The organism is Fodinibacter luteus, from assembly GCF_039541575.1.
Taxonomy (GTDB): domain Bacteria; phylum Actinomycetota; class Actinomycetes; order Actinomycetales; family Dermatophilaceae; genus Fodinibacter; species Fodinibacter luteus.
Map to the genome: position 1 here is coordinate 79,910 of NZ_BAABGM010000002.1, position 19,646 is coordinate 99,555.

Consider the following 19,646-nt stretch of genomic DNA (forward strand, 5'->3'; position numbering starts at 1 on the left):
CTACCTGCTCAGGAAGAAGGAGGCGTCGCCCGCCTTCTCGGTCAGTCGGCCGTCCCGCAAGAGGCCGAGGTCCTCCATCCACGCCTCGAACTCCGGGAGGGGTCGCAGCCCCAGCAGCTGCCGCAGGCTCGGCGCGTCGTGGAAGCTCGAGCTCTGGTAGCTCAGCATCGAGTCGTCGCCCATCGGGATCCCCATGATGTAGTTGACGCCCGCGGCCCCGAGCAGCACGGCCAGGTTCTCCAGCTCGTTCTGGGTCGACCGCGCGTGGTTGGTGTAGCAGACGTCGGCGCCCATCGAGATGCCGGTGAGCTTGCCCATGAAGTGGTCCTCGAGCCCGGCCCGGGTGATCTGCGTCGAGTCGTAGAGGTACTCCGGCCCGATGAACCCGACGACCGTGTTGAGCTGGAAGGGGTCGTAGCGCTTGGCCAGGCCGTAGCACCGGGCCTCCATGACGACCTGGTCGGCGCCGTGGTGCGCGTCCGCGGAGAGCTCCGCGCCCTGGCCGGTCTCGAAGTACATGAAGTTCGGACCAGTGACGACCGAGTACCGCTTGGCGAGCGCGTTGGCCTCGTCGAGCATGGCGACGTCGATTCCGAAGGACTCGTTGCCCTTCTGGGAGCCGGCCAGGCTCTGGAAGACCAACCCGACCGGTGCGCCCTTGCGCATCGCCTCCATCTGGGTCGAGACGTGGGCCAGCAGGCAGTTCTGGGTGGGGATCTGCCACCGGGTGATGATCTCGTGGGTCATCTCGAGCAGCCGCGAGACGCTGCCGAGCGAGTCGTCGGAGGGGTTGATGCCGATGACGCTGTCGCCCGACCCGTAGCTCAGTCCCTCGTAGACCGCGGCCCGGATCCCCTCGACCGAGTCGGTCTGGTTGTTCGGCTGGCACCGGGACCCGAGGGTGCCTCGCAGGCCGATGGTGTTGTTGGCGTGCTTGACGACCTTGATCTTGCTCGCCGCCAGCATGAGGTCCATGTTCGACATCAGCTTGGTGACCGCAGCGACCATCTCCGCGGTGAGGCCGTTGCTCAGCCGCTGGATCATCGCCTCGGTCGTCGTGTCGGCCAGCAGCCACTCCCGCAGCTCGCCGACCTGCATCCCCTTGATCTCGGCGTAGACGGCCTCGTTCACGGCGTCGTCGATGACCCGCGTGACCTCGTCCTCCTCGTAGGGCACGGCGGGGTTGGCGCGCAGGGTCTCCAAGGTGACCTCGGCGAGGACGAACCTGGCGGCCATCCGCTCCGCCGCGCTCTCGGCGGCGACACCGGCCAGCTGGTCCCCGGACTTCTCCTCGTTCGACTTCGCCAGCAGGTCCTTGATGTCACGGAACTGGTAGCGGGTGCCGAAGAGCGTCGTGGCTAGCTGCATGGGGATGCGCTCCTTCGGAGGGCGGCCGGCTCAGTCATAGAAGACCAGCGTCTTGATGGACAGCGGGACTGCCCGGCCGTCCAGGACGGGGAGCCCGATGTCGATGAAGTCGCCCTCCCCGAGGCCGACCTGGTCGATGACGAGGAGGGGCACGCCGGGCCGGATGCCCTGGATCGTCTGGCCGAGGACCTGGGCGTAGTCCTGCTGGAGGACCAGGACCAGCGGGCGCTCGCGGTGCCCGGCGTCGTGGAAGGCCACGATCTCCGCGGCGACGGCCTGGAGCGCCGGGTAGCCCAGCTCCGTGGGCAGCTCGACGACGATCGCCGCCTCGGCGTCCTCGTCGAGGTCCCAGCGGGCCATCGCCTCCCGCACCGCGCCCGCGAAGGGCAGCCCTCCGCCGCGTCCAGGGAGCGCCGGCCGGAGGACCGGCAGGTTGCGCAGCGGGAGGAGCTCGCGGTCGGCCCAGATGGTCGAGCCGCTCAGCGTGACGGTCTGCCCCGCCGCGCCGAGCACCGTGGCGCGCAGCGTCTCGGGCGGCTCGCGGACGTTCAGCTTCCGGAGCCGGTCGTTGCGGTGCAGGGAGTCCGCCAGCAGCGGCCCCACGTCGCCGTAGCGGGCCACCTCGGCGACCGTCGTGACCGGGAGGCGGTCGTAGTAGCAGGCGCCGATCCCCCCGGTGAGGAACACCGAGGAGGAGGCATCCGAGCCGGACAGGGGCGGGGTGAGCTGGAGCCCGTGACCGACCCTGACCTCCTGACCGGTGGCGAGGTCGACGACGAGGTCGGCCATCACGTCGCAGAAGGCGCGCAGCTCCTCGAGCGTGGCGACCCTGCAATCCTTCAGACCCAGGCCGAGGTCGTCGACGATGGTCCGCCCCGGGGGTGCGATCCGCAGCACCGTCCCCGCCGCGTCGATCTCCACCTGGCGTCCCCCCACGGCCAGCCCGCTGGAGCACTGGTGGCGACCCACCTTGAAGATCGCGGCGTTCGACGTGCCGCCGCCGATGTCGATGCTCGTCACCTGCTCGTAGTGGTCGGTGGACCAGCGAGCGGCCCCCGAGCCCCGACCCGCGATCTGCGCCTCGGCGTTCGGACCTGCGATCGTGACGACGAAGTCACCGGCGCTCGCGGAGAGCGCCTGCAGGATCGCGTCGGCGTTCTTCGTGCGGGCCGTCTCCCCGGTGATGATGACGGCCCCGGTCTCGATGCTGCCGGGCGAGACCCCGGCCGCGTCGTACTCGCCGCGGACGAGGGTGGCCAGCGCCTCCGCGTCGACGACGTCGGGCGCGGTGAGCGGGGTGGGGTGGGCCTCCCCACGGAAGACCACCGACTTCTCGTCGACCTGGATCCGTGGCACCTGGCCGGGCCGGGCGACGTCGTGCAGGACGAGGCGGGAGAACACCACCTGGGTGGTGGTGGTCCCCACGTCGATCCCCACGCTCAGGACCTCCCGTTGGACCCCGGCCACGGCGGCCGTCAGCTCTTCCTGAAGGTGACGGTTCCGTCCACCTCCAGGGAGTCCAGGATCCCCATGATGACCGCGTCCACGGGCTGCCCGGACGTCGTCGTGCTGTGGCGCGCGGCGCTGCCCTCGGCGACGAGCACGAGCTCGCCCGACCCGGCACCGACGACGTCGATCGCGACGAAGGCCGGACCCGTGACGTTGTTGCGCTCGTCGGTCTCCGCGACGAGGAGGAGCTTGTGCCCCACCAGGGTCGGGTCCTTCACCGTGGAGACGGCCGACCCGATGACGCGCGCGATCCTCATGTCAGTGCAGCTCGGACTCGGAGGACTCGATGAGCGCGAACTCCTCCTCCGGGGCCGACGCGACGATGTGGTGCCGGCTGTACAGCCCGAAGTAGGCGATGGCGACCGCATAGACGATGGCGGTGATCGTCACCACGCGGGTGTCGACGAGGAAGCCGGCGATGAGCGCGACGACGGCGAGCGCGCAGGCGATCCCGGTCGTGACGACGCCGCCCGGGGTGCGGTAGGGGCGGGCCAGCTCGGGTTCCTTGTACCGCAGGATGATGTGCGACAGCGTCATCATGATGTAGGAGATCGTCGCGCCGAAGACCGCGACGAGGATGAGCAGGTCGCCCTGGTTGAGCACGGCCATGACGAACCCGATGATCCCGGGGACGATGAGCGCGACGTACGGCGTCTTCCGCTTTCCGGTCAGCGACAGGAACCTCGGCAGGTAGCCGGCCCGGGACAGGGCGAAGGTCTGGCGCGAGTAGGCGTAGATGATCGAGAAGAAGCTCGCGATGAGCCCGAGCAGCCCGACGAGGTTGATGAACTGGCTCACCAGGTTCTGGCCGCCCCAGGCCTCGGGCGCCTCGAGCGCCTCGACGAGCGGGTTGCCGGACTCCATGAGGTACTGCGCACCGGCGGCGCCGGGGGCGACGAGCAGGATGACGAACGCGAAGACGATCAGCGTCAGCATCGCGCCGATGATGCCCTTGGGCATGTCCCTCGCCGGGTCCTTCGACTCCTCGGCGGCCAGGGGCACGCCCTCGACGGCGAGGAAGAACCAGATCGCATACGGCAGCGCCGCCCAGATACCCACCAGCCCGAACGGTAAGAAGGCGCTGGCCCCGAAGGCGTCGGTCGCCGGGATGTCGGTCAGGTTGGAGGCATCGAACTTCGGGATCGCGGCACCCACGAAGACGACGAGGGCCACGACCGCGATGGCGGTGATGACGAACATCAGCCTGAGGGCCTCACCGACACCCCAGAGGTGGAGCCCCACGAAGACCGCGTAGAAGACGAGGAACACGACCCAGCCGACGTCGAACCCGGTGAGCGACTCGACGTAGGCGCCGATGAAGTTCGCGATCGCGGCGGGGGCGATGGCGTACTCGATGAGGATCGCCGTCCCGGTGAGGAAGCCACCCCACGGGCCCATGGCGCGACGGGCGAAGGCGTAGCCACCGCCGGTCGTGGAGATCGTCGAGGAGAGCTCGGCGAGCCCCAGGACCATGAAGAGGTACATGATCGCCATGACGGCCGTGGCGAGCAGCAGCCCACCCCAGCCGCCCTCCCCCAGACCGAAGTTCCAGCCGGCGAAGTCGCCCGAGATGACGTAGGCGACCCCGAGGCCGGCGAGGAGCAGCCAGCCCGCCACGCCCCCCTCGAGCTGTCTCTTCTCGAAGTACTCGGCTCCCTCGATCTCGGCGTCGATACCGCCGCGTTCGTGGATGCGCTTGGGGGCCTTGTCACTCATCGCGGAGCTCCTGACTCTCGCCCGGGCACCACTGGGGTCGCGGTGCCCACTGACCCGACGCTAGACCTGCCGACGGTGCGCGGCAAGGTAGTTGCGTCACATGACGGGTCCGGCCCGCTCGGTCAGTCGGTGGAGTGGAGGCGGCGCGCCGCCTCGGCGATGGACCCGGACAGCGACGGGTAGACGGTGAAGGTCGCCGCCACCTGGTCGACGTTGAGGCGGTGCTGCACCGCGAGGGTGACCGGGAAGATGAGCTCGGACGCCCTCGGGGCGACGACGACACCGCCGACGACCGCCCCCGACCCCTTCTGGGCGAAGAGCTTGACGAACCCGTCGGTGATGCCGAGCATCTTGGCCCGCGCGTTGCGCGACAGCGGCAGCATGAGCACCTCGGCGTCGACGACCTCGTCGTCGACGTCCTTCTGCGACACCCCGACGGTCGCGATCTCGGGGTCGGTGAAGATGTTCGCCGAGACCACGCGCAGGTCGAGCGGTGCCACGGCATCCCCGAGGGCGTGCGACATGGCGATCCGACCCTGCATCGCGGCGACCGACGCGAGCGGCAGCACGCCGGTGCAGTCGCCCGCGGCGTAGACGCCGCGCACCGACGTGCGTGACACCCGGTCGACGTGGACGTGCCCCGACGGGGTGAGCTCGACGCCCACCTCCTCGAGGCCGATGCCGCGGGTCTGGGGCACCGAGCCCACCGCGAGCAGGGCGTGCGAGCCGGCGACCTCGCGGCCGTCCTCGAGGCGCACGACGACGCCGTCTGCGGTGCGCTCGACCGCGGCCATCCGCGAGCGGCCGAGCACCTCCATGCCGCGCTTGGTGAAGACGTCCTCGATGACCTGCGCGGCGTCGGGGTCCTCCCCGGGCAGCACCCGGTCACGGGAGGAGACGAGCACGACGTCGGACCCGAGGCCGAGGTAGGCCTGCGCGAGCTCGGCGCCGGTGACCCCCGACCCGACCACGACGAGCCGCTCGGGCAGGGCCTCGAGGTCGTAGACCTGCTGCCAGGTGAGGATCCGCTCGCCGTCGGGACGCGCGGTGTCCATGACCCGGGGGGTGGCGCCGGTCGCGAGGAGCACGACGTCGGTCTCGAGGTGCTCGACGCCGTCGCCCGACTCGACCCGCACCGTCGAGGCGGAGGTCAGCGCGCCCCGGCCGGCGACGACCCGCACGCCCACCTCGGCGAGGCGGGCGGAGATGTCGGTGCTCTGGGCGGCGGCCAGGTCGAGGACGCGGCGGTTCACCTCGGCGAGGTCGGCCACGGCATCCGCGACGGCGTCGCCCTCGGAGTCCTCGAGGTGCACCCCGAGGTGGTGCGCGGTCTCGAAGTCGCTCATGTAGTCGGCGGTGGAGATGAGCGTCTTGCTCGGCACGCAGTCGGTGAGCACGGCCGCGCCGCCGAGGCCGTCGCGCTCGACGACGGTGACCGAGGCGCCGAGGTGGGCGGCGACGAGGGCGGCCTCGTACCCGCCGGGGCCCCCACCGAGGATGACGACTCTGCTCGACCGCGCGCTCACGGCGTCCATCCAACCACTGCGCCGCTCCCGGGGCGGCCGCCGGCGTCCGGTGCCCGGTGGTCACGTTTTGGTTGCGTCCGGGGCCACTTCCAATGGTCCGGTTCCGTACCAACCCCCCGGTCCATAGAGTGCGAACGGGCCCGTCCCACGAGCGTCCCGCCCGTGCCGCCCCCGACCAGGAGGTCTTCGATGACACACACGTTCACCCGACGCGCAGGAGCCCTCGCGCTCGTCGGCATCGCGGCGGCCACCGTCGTCGCGTGCTCCCCGCCCGCCGAGGACGACACCCCAGCACCCGCCGGCTCCTCCGGCGCCGTCGACGCGAGCACCGCCACCTCGGCCGAGGACTTCGGTGGGCTGGAGGGACTCGTCACCGCGGCCAAGGCCGAGGGTCGGCTCAACGTCATCGCCCTGCCCCCGGACTGGGCCAACTACGGCGAGATCATCAAGGCCTTCCAGGCCAAGTACCCCGAGATCACGGTCACGAGCGACCAGCCCGACGCGAGCAGTGCCGACGAGATCGCGACGGCCGAGCGCCTCAAGGGCCAGGACGGCGCCCCCGACGTCTTCGACCTCGGCGCCGCCGTCGCCCTCGCGAACACCGACATGTACGCCCCGTACAAGGTCGCGACCTGGGACGACATCGCACCGGACCTCAAGGACCCCGACGGGAAGTGGGTCAACGACTACGGCGGCTACATGAGCATCGGCTACGACTCGGCCAAGGTCCCCGCACCGACCGCCGTCGCCGACCTGCTCAAGGCCGACTACAAGGGCAAGGTCGCCCTCAACGGCAACCCGACCGAGGCCGGCGCGGCCTTCGCCGGGGTGCAGATGGCGTCCATCGCGCAGGGCGGCACCGCCGGTGACCTCACCAAGGGCGTCGAGTTCTTCGGCCAGCTCGCCGATGCCGGCAACTTCCTGCCCGTCGACCCCACCCCGGCGACCGTCGAGTCGGGCCAGACGCCCCTCGTCATCGACTGGGACTACCTCAACGCCTCGCTGTCGGCCAAGCTGCCGACCTGGGAGGTCATGGTGCCCAAGGAGGCCGTCGTCGCGGGCTTCTACTACCAGGCGATCAACGCCGACGCCCCCAACCCGGCGGCCGCCCGGCTGTGGCAGGAGTTCCTCTACTCCGACGAGGGTCAGAACCTCTGGCTCAAGGGCGGCGCCCGCCCGGTGCGCTTCGAGGCGATGAAGATCGCCGGCACCCTCGACACGGCGGCCGCCGAGGCGCTCCCGCCCGTCGAGGGCACCCCGGTCAACCCGACCCAGGCCGACGCCGAGAGCGGCAAGGCCTACCTCGCCGAGAACTGGGCCAACGCCGTTGGCTGACGCCGAGCGCGGGAGGGCGCCCCGCGGCCGCCGGCCGTCGGGCGCCCTCCTGGGCGTCGTCCCGTTCTTCGCCTACACGACCGTCTTCCTGCTCATCCCCACGCTCGTCGTCGTCGTCGGCGCCTTCGTCGACCCCGCGAACCAGCCCACGCTCGGCAACGTGTCGGCCCTGACCCAGCCGGCCGTGCTGCGCGCGCTGCGCAACTCGGTCGTGCTCTCCGCGGTGACCGCGGTCGCCGGGGCGGCGCTCGGCGGCATCCTCGCGTACGCGGTCAGCACGGCACGGGCGAGCAGCGTCACGAAGCGCTTCGTCACCTCGCTGTGCGGTGTGCTCGCGCAGTTCGGTGGCGTCGCCCTCGCCTTCGCGTTCATCGCCTCCTTCGGCATGACGGGCCTCATCACCGCGTGGCTCACCGCCGTCGGCGTGGACACCGGCACCGGGTTCTGGCTCTACGAGTGGGACAAGGGGCTCATGCTCGTCTACCTGTACTTCCAGGTGCCGCTCATGGTCATCGTCTTCCTGCCGGCGGTCGAGGGCCTGCGCCCGCAGTGGCGCGAGGCGACCGAGACCCTCGGGGGCACGACGTGGACGTACTGGCGCCGGGTGGCCGGCCCCATCCTCCTGCCGTCCTTCGTCGGGGCGATGCTGCTGCTGTTCACGAACGCGTTCTCCGCCTACGCCACGGCCCGGGCCCTCATCTCCCAGGGCACGCCCCTGCTGCCGCTGCAGATCGGCGGCACCCTCAGCTCGGAGGTCATCCTCGGCCAGGAGAACGTCGGCAAGGCGATGGCGCTGGCGATGGTCGTCGTCGTCGCGGTCGTCATGAGCGCCTACGTCCTCCTCGACCGCCGTGCGAGCCGGTGGATGCCGCGATGAGCGGCCAGCGCGCGACGCGGCGGCGCCGCCAGACGGCCTTCCGGTGGGCCGCGATCGTCACCGCGACGGTGGGCTTCGCGCTCCCGCTGCTCGGCATGCTCGACTTCACGACCCAGGGCCCCGGCGGCGTGGGGCGGACGGGGCAGACCTGGCGCACCCTCGTCGACGTGCAGGCCGTGACGACCGACTACCCGGCGCTGCGCGAGGGGTTCCTCGCGTCGCTCGGCCTCGCCGTCGTGACACCGCTCGTCATGCTCGCCATCCTCGTGCCGACGATGACGTGGGTGCGGCTGCGCCTCCCCGGGCTCTCGCGCACCGTCGAGTTCATCTGCCTCCTCCCGCTCACCGTGCCCGCCATCGTGCTCGTCGTCGGGTTGGCGCCGGTCTACGCGTGGGTCTACTACCTCCTCGGGTCCTCGACGCTGCTGCTCTCCCTCGCCTACGTCGTGCTCGTCCTGCCCTACGCGTACCGCTCGCTCGACGCCGGGCTGCGCGCCATCGACGTGCGCACGCTGTCCGAGGCCGCCCGCTCGCTCGGGGCGTCGTGGTTCACGGTCATGCGCCGCGTCGTGCTGCCCAACCTGCGCTCGGCCGTGCTGTCGGCGTCGTTCCTGTCCGTGGCGCTCGTGCTCGGGGAGTTCACCATCGCGAGCCTGTTCAGCAAGAAGAACCTCCAGGTCGCGATGTACGAGCTCGGCAAGTCCGACGCCAAGATCTCCGTCGCCGTCGGGCTCGTCTCGCTCGTGTTCGCCTTCCTCGTGCTCTTCGCGATGTCGTTCGTCGGCAGCGGGAGCGCCGGCACCTCACCCCTCGCCCGCCTCCGGCGCCCGCGCGCCGACCGCAAGGAGCCCGCCGCATGACCGACGCCACCCGCGGCACCGCCGTCCTGCTCACGGACCTGCACCGGTCCTACGGCGGGGTCGCCGCCCTCGACGGGCTCACCCTGCACATCGAGCCGGGCGAGTTCGTCGCGCTGCTCGGCCCCTCCGGGTGCGGCAAGACGACCGCCCTGCGCTGCCTCGCCGGGCTCGAGGACCCCGACTCGGGCACGGTCGTCGTCGGTGGTCGCGACCTCACCCGGGTGCCCACGAACAAGCGTGACATGGGGATGGTGTTCCAGGCCTACAGCCTCTTCCCGCACATGACGGCCCGGCAGAACGTCGAGTTCGGCCTCGAGCTGCGCGGGCGCGACAAGGCGTCCCGGCGGGCCCGCACCGGGGAGATGCTCGACCTCGTCGGGCTGTCCGAGCACGCCGAGAAGTTCGCCCACCAGATGTCGGGCGGGCAGCAGCAGCGCGTCGCGCTCGCGCGGGCCCTCGCGATCGAGCCCCAGGTGCTCCTCCTCGACGAGCCCCTGTCCGCGCTCGACGCGAAGGTCCGCACCCAGCTGCGCGACGAGATCCGCCGCATCCAGCTCGAGGTCGGCACGACGACGCTCTTCGTCACCCACGACCAGGAGGAGGCCCTCGCCGTCGCCGACCGGGTCGGGGTCATGTCGACGGGCCGGCTCGAGCAGCTGGCACCCCCCGCGGAGCTCTACACCGCGCCGCGCACGCCCTTCGTCGCCGACTTCGTCGGGCTGACCAACCGCATCCGGGCCCGGGTCGAGGGAGGGCGGGCGCACCTGCTCGGGGGGAGCGTGCCGCTCCTGCCCGGCTCGGCCGCGGGGCCCAGCGCGCTCGTCCTCGTGCGCCCGGAGGGCGTGCGGGTGGTCCACGACCCGGAGGGCACGGCATCCGTCGTCAGCTCGAGCTTCCTCGGTGGGCACGGCCGGGTCATCACCCGGCTGCCCGACGACACGCTCGTCACCGTGCAGGTGCCCAACACCGAGGTGACGACGTTCCGCGCCGGCGACCCGGTGACCCTGTCACCGCGCGGGGACGCCGCCCTCGCCGTGGCCGACTGACGACACCCCGCATGCGGCGATGCCGGCCGCCCGGGTGGGCGGCCGGCATCGGTCCGGTCAGCTCGGCTGGAGGACCCGACGGGTCACTCCGGCATGAGGACGGTGTCGATGACGTGGATGACGCCGTTGCTCGCCTCGACGTCGGTCGCGGTGACGTTCGAGGTGCCACCCGCGGCGTCGGTGAGCGAGACCTTGTCGCCGTCGACGTTGATCGTGAGCTCGCCGCCCTGGACGGTCTTGACCTTCTGGCCGTCCATCGTCAGGACGTCGGCAGCCATGACCTTGCCCGGCACGACGTGGTAGGTGAGGATCTGGGTCAGGTCGCCCTTGGGGTCCTCGAGGAGGGTGTCGACGGTGCCCTCGGGCAGCTTCTCGAACGCCGCGTCGGTCGGCGCGAAGACGGTGAACGGCCCGTCGCCCTTGAGCGTGCCGACGAGCTCGGAAGCCGTGAGCGCGGCGGCGAGGGTCGTGAAGTCGCCGGCGGCGACGGCGGTGTCGACGACGTCGGCGGAGGCCATCGACTCGCTCGGGGACGGCGACGGCGAGGCCGACGTCGTGGCGGGGGCCGGGGTGGAGGCGGCGGTGTCGGTGTCGTCGCTCCCACAGGCGGCGGTGGTCAGGGCGAGGGCCAGGATGGCGGCCACGGGAAGTGTGCGTCGCATCGCGAAGATCCTTTCGAGGGTGGTGCTCGGGTTGGTGTGACACCCCTTCTTCCGCAGGGGCCGCGGTCGTGGATGCACTTGCTTGGACAAAGTTTCTACGGAGTGTCACGGCGGCGGTGCCTGTCGCACCACAGCCCGTCGCCACCCCCAGCAGGGGCTCGCTACGCTGCGGCTCGTGACCGACACCGCTGCCGCCCACGAACTGACCGACCCCGCGACCGACCCGTTCGCGGTCGCCGACGCCGCCGCCGCGGTCATCCGCGAGCGCACCGGGGCGGACCGGCACGACGTCGCCCTCGTCCTCGGGTCCGGGTGGGGCCAGACCGGCGACCTCATCGGCGAGACGCTCGCGACGATCGACAACACCGACGTGCCGGGCTTCGGCAAGGCGGCCGTCGCCGGCCACTCCGGCACGATGCGCTCGGTCGCGATCGGCGACACCGGTCGCCGCGCCCTCGTCTACGGCACCCGCACCCACTACTACGAGGGGCGGGGCGTGCGTGCGGTCGTGCACGGCATCCGCACGGCCGCGGCCGCGGGGTGCCGCACCGTCGTCATCACGAACGGCTGCGGCGGGCTGCGCGAGGAGTGGGCACCCGGCACGCCGGTGCTCATCCGCGACCACATCAACCTCACGGCGACCTCCCCCATCGAGGGCGCCACCTTCGTCGACCTCACCGACGTCTACTCCCCGCGGCTGCGCGCCCTCGCCCGCGAGGTCGACCCCGACCTCGACGAGGGCGTCTACGTCCAGTTCCGCGGGCCGCACTACGAGACCCCGGCGGAGGTGCGGATGGCCGGCATCCTCGGCGGCGACCTCGTCGGCATGTCGACCTCCCTCGAGGCGATCGCCGCCCGGCAGAGCGGGCTCGAGGTGCTCGGCATCTCGCTCGTCACGAACCCGGCGGCCGGCATCTCGAAGACCCCGCTCAACCACGACGAGGTGCTCGAGGCCGGCCGCGCGGCCGCCGCGCGCTGTGGCCGCCTCCTCGCCGCCGTCGTCGGCCGGATCTGAGGGGGACGCCATGACCACCGCACCCGCACCGCTCGCCGACCTGCTCGCCGCGGCCCGGGCCTGGGCCGACGACGACCCGGACGCCGTGACGCGCGCCGAGCTCGTCGGCCTCGCCGACGCCGCGGAGTCCGGTGACGAGGCCGCCGCGACCGAGCTGGCCGACGCGATGTCCGGGATGCTCGAGTTCGGCACCGCCGGGCTGCGCGGGCGCCTCGGCGGTGGGCCGAACCGGATGAACCGCGCCGTCGTCATCCGGGCGGCGGCCGGGCTGACCGCCCACCTCAAGACCGTCGACCCGGAGCCCTTCGTCGTCGTCGGCTTCGACGCGCGCACCAACTCCGACGTCTTCGCGCACGACACCTGCGCCGTCGTCGTCGGCCTCGGCGGACGCTCCATGGTGCTCCCCCACCCGCTGCCGACCCCGGTGCTCGCGTACGCGATCCGCCACCTCGGCGCGGATGCCGGGGTGATGGTCACCGCGTCGCACAACCCGCCCGAGGACAACGGCTACAAGGTCTACGTCGGCGACGGCTCCCAGATCGTGTCCCCGGTCGACGGCCTCATCGCCGCGCAGATCGCCGCGGTCAGCTCGGTCGCGTCGGTGCCGCTGGCCGACGACGGCTGGCACACCCTCGACGACTCGGTGCTCGAGGCCTACCTCGCCGACGTCGTCACCGTCGTCTCACCCGACAGCCCGCGCGACGTCACGGTCGTGCACACCGCACTCCACGGCGTCGGGTCCGAGACCGTGCGGGCGGCCTTCGTGGGCGCCGGCTACCCGGCACCCATCCCGGTGGCGTCGCAGGCCGAGCCCGACCCGATGTTCCCGACCGTGTCGTTCCCCAACCCGGAGGAGCCGGGGGCGATGGATGCCGCGCTCGAGCTCGCCGAGCAGACCTCGCCCGACGTCGTCATCGCCAACGACCCCGACGCCGACCGCTGCGCGGTCGCCGTGCCCGGGCCCGGCGGCTGGCGGATGCTGCGCGGCGACGAGGTGGGTGCGCTGCTCGGGTCGCACGTGCTGTCGCGCGGCGTCGAAGGCGGGGTCGTGCCCGACTCGGCCGAGTGCGTCTTCGCGAACTCGATCGTGTCGTCGCGCCTGCTCGCGGCGATGTGCCGCGCCGCCGGGGTGCGTCACGAGGAGACGCTCACCGGGTTCAAGTGGATCGGGCGCGTGCCGGGGCTGCGCTACGGGTACGAGGAGGCGCTCGGGTACTGCGTCGACCCGGCGCGGGTGCGCGACAAGGACGGCGTGTCCGCGGCGCTGCTCGTCGCCGAGCTCGTCGCGACGCTCAAGGCGCAGGGGCGCTCGCTCGTCGACCGGCTCGACGACCTCGCGCGCGAGCACGGGGTGTACGCGACGGACGCCTTCTCGGTGCGGGTCGAGGACCTCTCGCTCATCGGTGAGGTCATGGGGCGGCTGCGGTCGTCGCCGCCCACGTCGGTCGCGGGGGTCGCGGTCGCCCGGGCGGACGACCTGGCCCGGGGTGACGGCGGGCTCCCCCCGACCGAGGGCCTGCGCTACTACCTCGCGGACGACTCCCGGGTCATCGTGCGCCCGTCGGGCACCGAGCCCAAGCTCAAGGTCTATCTCGAGGTCATCGAGCCGGTGGGCGCCGGTGGGTCCGGTGAGGCTGGTGGGTCCGGTGGGTCCGGTGGGTCCGGTGGGTCCGGTGGGTCCGGTGGGTCCGGTGGGACCGGTGGGGCTGGTAGGTCCGGTGGGTTCGATGGAGCTGGTGGGGCCGGTGGAGCTGGTGGAGCTGGTGGCTCGGACGCTGCTGACCTGCGGGCGGCGAGGGAGCGAGCCGCGGCCCGGCTGGCCGGCATCCGTGCCGACCTCGAGGCAGCCACCGCCCTCTGACCAGGACCGCGACCGACGACAGGTCACGCCGGGCACGGGCCTGCACCACCCGCAGTGACCCATCGGTCGGTGAGGACTGCTCCGGCGAGGGGTGGAACGGGGTTCGGCGCGACCTACCGCGTGGGACTCGTCGTGATCACAGCGACTCCTGCGCGGTAACCCGCGGCGTCGCCGGCCCCCGTCCTGAGTTGGGTGCTCAGGTGGTTGCCCCAGCAGCCAGCTGAGCACCCGACTCGGGTTCTGCGGGGATGCCGGTGGGCGTCGTTGCCTCGCCTGGTGCCGGTCGACCTGCGACTCCAGGAGCACCTCGCGCGCTCGGCGCCCCGGGGCTGCCCGGATGTCGGCGGGCGGCGACGGCCCGGCATCCTCGCCGTTCGTGACGGTGCGCGCATTCGGACGGTGACCGGGCACCGGCCCGCCCGTAGACTCGCCCGGTGAGCACCGCCACCGATGTCGACCCGACGGCGCGCGCCCGAGACCTGCTCGGCGTCACCCGCCTGACCAACTCCGCCCTGACGAGCTGGCTGCACGGGCTGCCCGGCGTCGACCAGGTCGGCTGCGAGGACCGGGCCGCGGCGCTCGGCACCCGGTCGATCAAGACGACGAGCAAGGCGTGGGCCATCGACACCGCGATCACGATGATCGACCTGACGACCCTCGAGGGCGCGGACACGCCGGGCAAGGTCCGTGGCCTGGCCGCCAAGGCCCTCGTCCCCGACCCGAGCGACCCGAGCACCCCGCGCCCCGCGGCCCTGTGCGTGTACGGCGACATGGTCGCGGTCGCGAAGGAGGCCCTCGGCGGGGCACCGGTCAACGTCGCGGCCGTCGCCACGGCGTTCCCGAGCGGTCGCGCGAGCATGCCCGTCAAGCTCGCCGACACCCGTGACGCGGTCGAGGCCGGGGCCGACGAGATCGACATGGTCATCGACCGCGGGGCGTTCCTCGCCGGCGACTACCTCACCGTCTTCCGCGAGATCGCCGAGGTCAGGGCCGCGTGCGGCACCGCCCGGCTCAAGGTCATCATGGAGACCGGCGAGCTCGTCACCTACGACAACGTGCGCCGCGCCTCCTGGCTGTCGATGCTCGCCGGCGGCGACTTCATCAAGACCTCGACGGGCAAGATCTCGCCGGCCGCGACCCTGCCGGTCACCCTCGTCATGCTCGAGGCCGTGCGCGACTGGCGCGAGGCGACGGGCGAGATGGTCGGCGTCAAGCCCGCGGGCGGCATCCGCACGAGCAAGGACGCCATCAAGTTCCTCGTGGCCGTCAACGAGGTCGCGGGCGAGGAGTGGCTGGACAACCAGTGGTTCCGCTTCGGCGCCTCGAGCCTGCTCAACGACCTCATCCTCCAGCGCCAGCGGATGCGGACCGGCGCCTACTCCGGCGGCGACTACGTCGCCGACGACTCCCCCAGCCTCTACTGACCGCCCGCGGCCGACCACCACGGATCGAGGAACGAGAACCATGTCCCCCTTCGAGTACGCCCCGGCCCCCGAGTCGCGCGCCGTCGTCGACATCGCGAGCAGCTACGGCCTGTTCATCGGCGGCGAGTTCGTCGAGGCCACCGGCGGCAAGCCCTTCAAGACGGTCAACCCGGCCACCGAGGAGGTGCTCGCCGAGGTCTCCGAGGCGACCCCCGACGACGTCGACGCGGCCGTCCGAGCCGCGCGCACGGCATACACGCGGGTCTGGTCGCGGATGGGCGGCGCCGACCGCGGCAAGTACCTCTTCCGCATCGCGCGCATCCTGCAGGAGCGCTCCCGCGAGTTCGCCGTGCTCGAGACGCTCGACAACGGCAAGCCGATCAAGGAGGCGCGCGACGTCGACCTCCCCCTCGCGGCGGCCCACTTCTTCTACCACGCCGGCTGGGCCGACAAGCTCGAGCACGCCTCCCTCGGCCCGAACCCCTGCTCCCTCGGTGTCGTCGGCCAGATCGTGCCGTGGAACTTCCCGCTCCTCATGCTCGCGTGGAAGATCGCGCCGGCCCTGGCCTGCGGCAACACCGTCGTCCTCAAGCCCGCCGAGACGACGCCGCTCACCGCCCTGCTCTTCGCCGACGTCTGCCAGCAGGCCGAGCTGCCCCCGGGTGTCGTCAACATCGTCACCGGCGCCGGCCCGACGGGTCAGGCCATCGTCGACCACCCCGGCATCGACAAGCTCGCCTTCACCGGCTCGACCGCGGTCGGCAAGATGATCGCCCGCTCCATCGCCGGCACCCGCAAGAAGGCCACTCTCGAGCTCGGCGGCAAGGCCGCGAACATCATCTTCGACGACGCCCCCGTCGACCAGGCCGTCGAGGGCATCGTCAACGGCATCTTCTTCAACCAGGGCCACGTGTGCTGCGCCGGCAGCCGGATCCTCGTGCAGGAGAACATCGCCGACGACCTCGACCGCAGGCTCAAGCGCCGCCTCGCGACGCTGCGCGTCGGCGACCCGATGGACAAGAACACCGATGTCGGCGCGATCAACTCGCGCAAGCAGCTCGACCGGATCGAGGAGATGGTCGCGGTCGGCGAGGCCGAGGGCGCGCAGCGCTGGGACTCCGGCTGTGACCTGCCGGCCAACGGCTTCTGGTTCCGCCCGACCGTCTTCAGCGGCGTGAGCCAGACGCACCGCATCGCCCAGGAGGAGATCTTCGGGCCAGTCGTGTCGGTGCTCACCTTCCGCACCCCCGCCGAGGCAGTCGCGAAGGCGAACAACACCCCCTACGGACTGTCCGCCGGGGTGTGGACCGAGAAGGGCAGCCGCATCCTGTGGATGGCCGACCAGCTGCGCGCCGGCGTCGTGTGGGCCAACACGTTCAACAAGTTCGACCCGACCTCGCCGTTCGGCGGCTACAAGGAGTCGGGCTACGGCCGCGAGGGCGGTCGCCACGGCCTCGAGGCCTACGTCACGACGGGGAGCGAGAAGTGAGCACGCGAGTCGACGTCCGCAAGACGTACAAGCTGTACATCGGCGGGAAGTTCCCGCGTAGCGAGAGCGGGCGCTCGTACGAGGTCTACGCCGCGCCGTCCGGTGCCGCTGCACGCCGCGGGTCCGCCTCTCGGGCACCGAGGTTCCTCGCGAACGCCGCGATGGGCTCACGCAAGGACGCGCGGGATGCCGTCGTCGCGGCTCGCAAGGCGCAGTCGGGCTGGGCGGGGGCCACGGCCTACAACCGCGGGCAGGTGCTCTACCGCGTCGCCGAGGTCATGGAGTCGCGCCGGGCACAGCTCGTCCAGGACGTGCGCGACAGCGAGGGCGTGACCGCGGCCCGGGCCGAGGCGACAGTCTCCGAGGCCATCGACCGGTGGGTCTGGTACGCCGGCTGGTCCGACAAGTTCACGCAGGTCCTCGGTGGGCTCAACCCCGTCGCGGGACCGTACTTCGACATCTCGGCGCCCGAGGCGACGGGTGTGGTCGCCGTGCTCGCGCCGCAGGGCTCGAGCCTGCTCGGGCTCGTGTCCGTCGTGGCACCGGTCATCGTCTCGGGCAACACGGCGGTCGTGCTGACGAGCGAGGACCGCCCGCTGCCCGCGATCACGCTCGCCGAGTGCCTCGCGACGTCGGACGTCCCGGGCGGGGTCGTCAACATCATCACCGGGCGCACGGGCGAGGTGGCCCCGTGGCTCGCGAGCCACCGCGACGTCAATGCCATCGACCTCACCGGGGCCGCGGGGGCGGAGGGCGTCGAGTGGGGCGCGCTCGAGGAGGCCGCGGCCGAGAACCTCAAGCGGGTGCTCCGCCCCGGCGGCACCGGTGCCGAGGCGGTCGAGCCCGACTTCGGCGCGACGCCTGACCTGTCTCGGCTGAGCGCCTTCCTCGAGACCAAGACCGTCTGGCACCCCAAGGGCCGCTGACCCCCTCCCCCTTCGCGACTCCTTGCACATCGCCCACCTCGCTGACGCCCTGGGGGCCCGTGCGGGTGGGTCATGTGCCAGGAGTGCGGACGGGCGTCGGCCGGGCGCGCCCGTAGACTTGCGGTCCGTGGCTGACGACGTGACGACCACCGGCGACGGGGCGTCCGCCGCCACCCCCGGCGACCGCCAGCGGGTCGTCGTCCTCGCCGGTCCGAGCGGCGCCGGCAAGTCGCGCCTCGCGGCGCGGCTCAACGCCCGGCACGGGTGGCCGATCTTCCGACTCGACGACTTCTACCGCGACCACGACGACCCGGCCCTGCCGCGCAGCGAGGGCCTCGGCATCGTCGACTGGGACCACCCCGACAGCTGGGACTCGGACCGCGCCCTCGCGTCGCTCCTCGAGCTCGTCGACACCGGGCGCACCCACACCCCGCTCTACGACATCGCGTCCAGCCGTGCGGTCGGGCACCGCGAGGTGACCGCCGCCGCCCACGACCTCGTGCTCGCCGAGGGCATCTTCGCCGCCGAGGTCGTCGCCCGGCTGCGCGACGTCGGCATCCTGCACAGCGCCTGGTGCGTGCACCACCGCCCCGAGGTCACCTTCGTGCGCCGCCTCGCCCGCGACCTCAAGGAGCGTCGCAAGCCCCCGCTCGTGCTCGTCCGCCGTGGGCTCGCGCTCATGCGGTCCGAGCCGGAGATCGTCCGCCGCCAGACCGACCTCGGCGCCCGCCCGGCCCGGGCCGCCGACCTCGAACGCGAGCTCGCAGCGAGCCGCTGACCCGGGATCCGGCGCCCGGGCGCGTCGGTTAGGGTCGACCCGTGCGCGAGAAGGGGACACGTCGTGAGTGACGGGCCGTGGGTGGCCCCGGGGTCGACGCCTCCCCCGGAGCCTCCTCCCGCGCCCGCGCCGTACCCCCCACCGGGGTATGCCGCCGCGCCACCGCCCGGGTACGCCCCCGCGCCACCTCCCGGGTACGCCCCCGCGCCACCTCCCGGGTACGCCACGCAGCCTCCGTTCCCCGGCCCCCGGGCCGCCCCGTCGGCCGGGCCCACCTGGGCCGAGCTCGAGTTCCGGCCGGGGATCATCCCGTTGCGCCCGCTCGGGCTCGGCGACATGTACGGCGCGGTGACGAAGGCGATCCGCGGCAACGTCGCCGCCACGATGGGGCTGGCGCTGCTCACCTCGGTCGTCTGCCTCGTGCCGACGACCGCCCTCGGGGCGTGGATCGCGAGCCAGGACACCCTGGCGCTCACCGACGACGAGCTCACCGGTGAGGCGGGCGGGGTGTACGGGATGCTCGGCACGTACCTGCCCGCGGTCGGCTCGCTCGTGTCGTCCATCGCCCTCACCGGGTTCCTCGCCTACGTCATCGGTCAGGCGGTGCTCGGCCGCAAGGTGGGCATCGGCGAGACGTGGGACGGCACGAAGCGCCGTCTGCCGGCCGTCGGGGCAGCCGTGCTCCTCACCCTCGTCGGCGCGGTCGTGCTCCTCGGGCTGCTCCTCGCCGTGCCGGTGCTGCTCCTCGTCGAGGGCGGGTTCAGCGCCGGACCCGTGCTCCTCCTCGTGCTCGCCCTCCTCGCGTCGGTGCTGCTCTACCTGTGGCTGTGGACCCGGCTCGCGTTCGTCACGGCCGTCATCGTCCTCGAGGGCCGAGGTGTGCTCTCCGCCTTCGCCCGGTCGTGGCGCCTGACGTCCGGTGCCCCCTTCTGGCGCATCCTCGGCATCCGGGTCCTCACCGCGATGGTCGTCGGCTTCGCGGCGCAGGTCATCACCGTGCCCATCACCATCGGCGGCATCGTCGCCGTCCTCGCCCTCGGGGGCGAGGAGCAGCTGTTCATGTGGCAGGCCATCCTCACCGGCATCGCGACCCTCGTGAGCGGGGCGATCACGACGCCCTTCTCGGCGGGAGTCGACGCCCTCATGACCATCGACCAGCGGATCCGCCGCGAGGGCCTCGACGTGCAGCTCATCCACGCGGCCCAGCAGGGCGGCCCGGCCCCGTGGCCGAACGCGGCCGGGGCCCGCTGAGCC

General features: G+C 72.3%; 17 protein-coding genes. 11 read left to right on the top strand and 6 right to left on the bottom strand.

Going from position 1 to position 19,646, the window contains the following annotated elements; genetic code table 11:
• The 5 genes from ABD899_RS02230 to ABD899_RS02250 all read right to left on the bottom strand — a co-directional run bounded on the left by ABD899_RS02230 (window position 1) and on the right by ABD899_RS02250 (window position 6,128).
• Window positions 1-1,368 carry an ethanolamine ammonia-lyase subunit EutB gene (locus tag ABD899_RS02230; protein ID WP_345201807.1) on the bottom strand — a complete coding sequence of 456 codons (1,368 nt, stop codon included), beginning with the start codon at window positions 1,366-1,368 and terminating at the stop codon, window positions 1-3.
• 30 nt (window positions 1,369-1,398) lie between these two features.
• Window positions 1,399-2,835, bottom strand: a complete 1,437-nt coding sequence (locus ABD899_RS02235; RefSeq protein WP_345201809.1) for an ethanolamine ammonia-lyase reactivating factor EutA — start codon at window positions 2,833-2,835, stop codon at window positions 1,399-1,401.
• An 8-nt stretch (window positions 2,836-2,843) separates the two neighbouring features.
• Window positions 2,844-3,134, bottom strand: coding sequence for a EutN/CcmL family microcompartment protein (locus ABD899_RS02240; protein ID WP_345201811.1), 291 nt, complete (start codon window positions 3,132-3,134; stop codon window positions 2,844-2,846).
• 1 nt (window position 3,135) lies between these two features.
• A complete protein-coding gene (gene eat, locus ABD899_RS02245; RefSeq protein WP_345201814.1) occupies window positions 3,136-4,593 on the bottom strand; it encodes an ethanolamine permease in 1,458 nt (485 codons plus the stop codon).
• A gap of 122 nt (window positions 4,594-4,715) precedes the next feature.
• Entirely contained in the window at window positions 4,716-6,128 is a 1,413-nt protein-coding gene (locus ABD899_RS02250; RefSeq protein WP_345201817.1) for an NAD(P)H-quinone dehydrogenase, read from the bottom strand.
• 180 nt (window positions 6,129-6,308) lie between these two features.
• On the opposite strand from ABD899_RS02250, the gene ABD899_RS02255 reads away from it, so the two are divergent.
• Genes ABD899_RS02255 through ABD899_RS02270 form a run of 4 tightly spaced genes read left to right on the top strand, consistent with a single transcriptional unit; the run spans window position 6,309 to window position 10,237 of the window.
• Window positions 6,309-7,454: an ABC transporter substrate-binding protein gene (locus ABD899_RS02255; protein WP_345201820.1), complete on the top strand. Its 1,146-nt coding sequence runs from the start codon at window positions 6,309-6,311 to the stop codon at window positions 7,452-7,454.
• On the top strand, window positions 7,447-8,331 hold the full coding sequence (locus tag ABD899_RS02260; protein WP_345201822.1) for an ABC transporter permease: 885 nt from the start codon (window positions 7,447-7,449) through the stop codon (window positions 8,329-8,331). Before ABD899_RS02255 ends, ABD899_RS02260 begins: the two co-directional genes overlap by 8 nt.
• Window positions 8,328-9,191, top strand: coding sequence for an ABC transporter permease (locus tag ABD899_RS02265; RefSeq protein WP_345201824.1), 864 nt, complete (start codon window positions 8,328-8,330; stop codon window positions 9,189-9,191). Before ABD899_RS02260 ends, ABD899_RS02265 begins: the two co-directional genes overlap by 4 nt.
• Window positions 9,188-10,237, top strand: a complete 1,050-nt coding sequence (locus tag ABD899_RS02270) for an ABC transporter ATP-binding protein (protein WP_345201826.1) — start codon at window positions 9,188-9,190, stop codon at window positions 10,235-10,237. The genes ABD899_RS02265 and ABD899_RS02270 overlap by 4 nt, the downstream gene beginning before the upstream one ends.
• Window positions 10,238-10,320: 83 nt before the next feature.
• Here ABD899_RS02270 and ABD899_RS02275 read toward each other — a convergent pair whose 3' ends face one another.
• Window positions 10,321-10,899: a fasciclin domain-containing protein gene (locus ABD899_RS02275; protein ID WP_345201829.1), complete on the bottom strand. Its 579-nt coding sequence runs from the start codon at window positions 10,897-10,899 to the stop codon at window positions 10,321-10,323.
• Between the two features lie 175 nt (window positions 10,900-11,074).
• Here ABD899_RS02275 and ABD899_RS02280 point away from each other — a divergent pair, with 175 nt between their 5' ends.
• The 7 genes from ABD899_RS02280 to ABD899_RS02310 all read left to right on the top strand — a co-directional run bounded on the left by ABD899_RS02280 (window position 11,075) and on the right by ABD899_RS02310 (window position 19,643).
• The gene (locus ABD899_RS02280) at window positions 11,075-11,914 is read left to right on the top strand and encodes a purine-nucleoside phosphorylase (protein ID WP_345201830.1); all 840 of its coding nucleotides are present in this window, start codon (window positions 11,075-11,077) and stop codon (window positions 11,912-11,914) included.
• 10 nt (window positions 11,915-11,924) lie between these two features.
• A complete protein-coding gene (locus tag ABD899_RS02285) occupies window positions 11,925-13,775 on the top strand; it encodes a phospho-sugar mutase (RefSeq protein ID WP_345201832.1) in 1,851 nt (616 codons plus the stop codon).
• Between the two features lie 434 nt (window positions 13,776-14,209).
• Window positions 14,210-15,199, top strand: coding sequence for a deoxyribose-phosphate aldolase (deoC, locus tag ABD899_RS02290; RefSeq protein ID WP_425474930.1), 990 nt, complete (start codon window positions 14,210-14,212; stop codon window positions 15,197-15,199).
• A gap of 40 nt (window positions 15,200-15,239) precedes the next feature.
• Window positions 15,240-16,688: an aldehyde dehydrogenase family protein gene (locus ABD899_RS02295; RefSeq protein WP_345201833.1), complete on the top strand. Its 1,449-nt coding sequence runs from the start codon at window positions 15,240-15,242 to the stop codon at window positions 16,686-16,688.
• Complete coding sequence (locus ABD899_RS02300; protein ID WP_345201834.1) at window positions 16,685-17,614, top strand: aldehyde dehydrogenase family protein; 930 nt, start codon at window positions 16,685-16,687, stop codon at window positions 17,612-17,614. Before ABD899_RS02295 ends, ABD899_RS02300 begins: the two co-directional genes overlap by 4 nt.
• Before the next feature lie 127 nt (window positions 17,615-17,741).
• On the top strand, window positions 17,742-18,392 hold the full coding sequence (locus ABD899_RS02305) for a uridine kinase family protein (protein WP_345201836.1): 651 nt from the start codon (window positions 17,742-17,744) through the stop codon (window positions 18,390-18,392).
• Window positions 18,393-18,455: 63 nt separating this feature from the next.
• On the top strand, window positions 18,456-19,643 hold the full coding sequence (locus ABD899_RS02310) for a DUF7847 domain-containing protein (RefSeq protein WP_345201837.1): 1,188 nt from the start codon (window positions 18,456-18,458) through the stop codon (window positions 19,641-19,643).
• The last annotated feature ends 3 nt before the right edge of the window (window positions 19,644-19,646 follow it).

What these genes read in the sequence shown, in the direction of transcription:
- ABD899_RS02230 (WP_345201807.1), bottom strand. Translation starts at nt 1,368, where the DNA reads ATGCAGCTAGCCACGACGCTCTTCGGCACCCGCTACCAGTTCCGTGAC.
- ABD899_RS02265 (WP_345201824.1), top strand. Translation starts at nt 8,328, where the DNA reads ATGAGCGGCCAGCGCGCGACGCGGCGGCGCCGCCAGACGGCCTTCCGG.
- ABD899_RS02285 (WP_345201832.1), top strand. Translation starts at nt 11,925, where the DNA reads ATGACCACCGCACCCGCACCGCTCGCCGACCTGCTCGCCGCGGCCCGG.
- ABD899_RS02255 (WP_345201820.1), top strand. Translation starts at nt 6,309, where the DNA reads ATGACACACACGTTCACCCGACGCGCAGGAGCCCTCGCGCTCGTCGGC.
- ABD899_RS02275 (WP_345201829.1), bottom strand. Translation starts at nt 10,899, where the DNA reads ATGCGACGCACACTTCCCGTGGCCGCCATCCTGGCCCTCGCCCTGACC.
- ABD899_RS02295 (WP_345201833.1), top strand. Translation starts at nt 15,240, where the DNA reads ATGTCCCCCTTCGAGTACGCCCCGGCCCCCGAGTCGCGCGCCGTCGTC.
- eat (WP_345201814.1), bottom strand. Translation starts at nt 4,593, where the DNA reads ATGAGTGACAAGGCCCCCAAGCGCATCCACGAACGCGGCGGTATCGAC.
- ABD899_RS02270 (WP_345201826.1), top strand. Translation starts at nt 9,188, where the DNA reads ATGACCGACGCCACCCGCGGCACCGCCGTCCTGCTCACGGACCTGCAC.
- ABD899_RS02250 (WP_345201817.1), bottom strand. Translation starts at nt 6,128, where the DNA reads ATGGACGCCGTGAGCGCGCGGTCGAGCAGAGTCGTCATCCTCGGTGGG.
- ABD899_RS02240 (WP_345201811.1), bottom strand. Translation starts at nt 3,134, where the DNA reads ATGAGGATCGCGCGCGTCATCGGGTCGGCCGTCTCCACGGTGAAGGAC.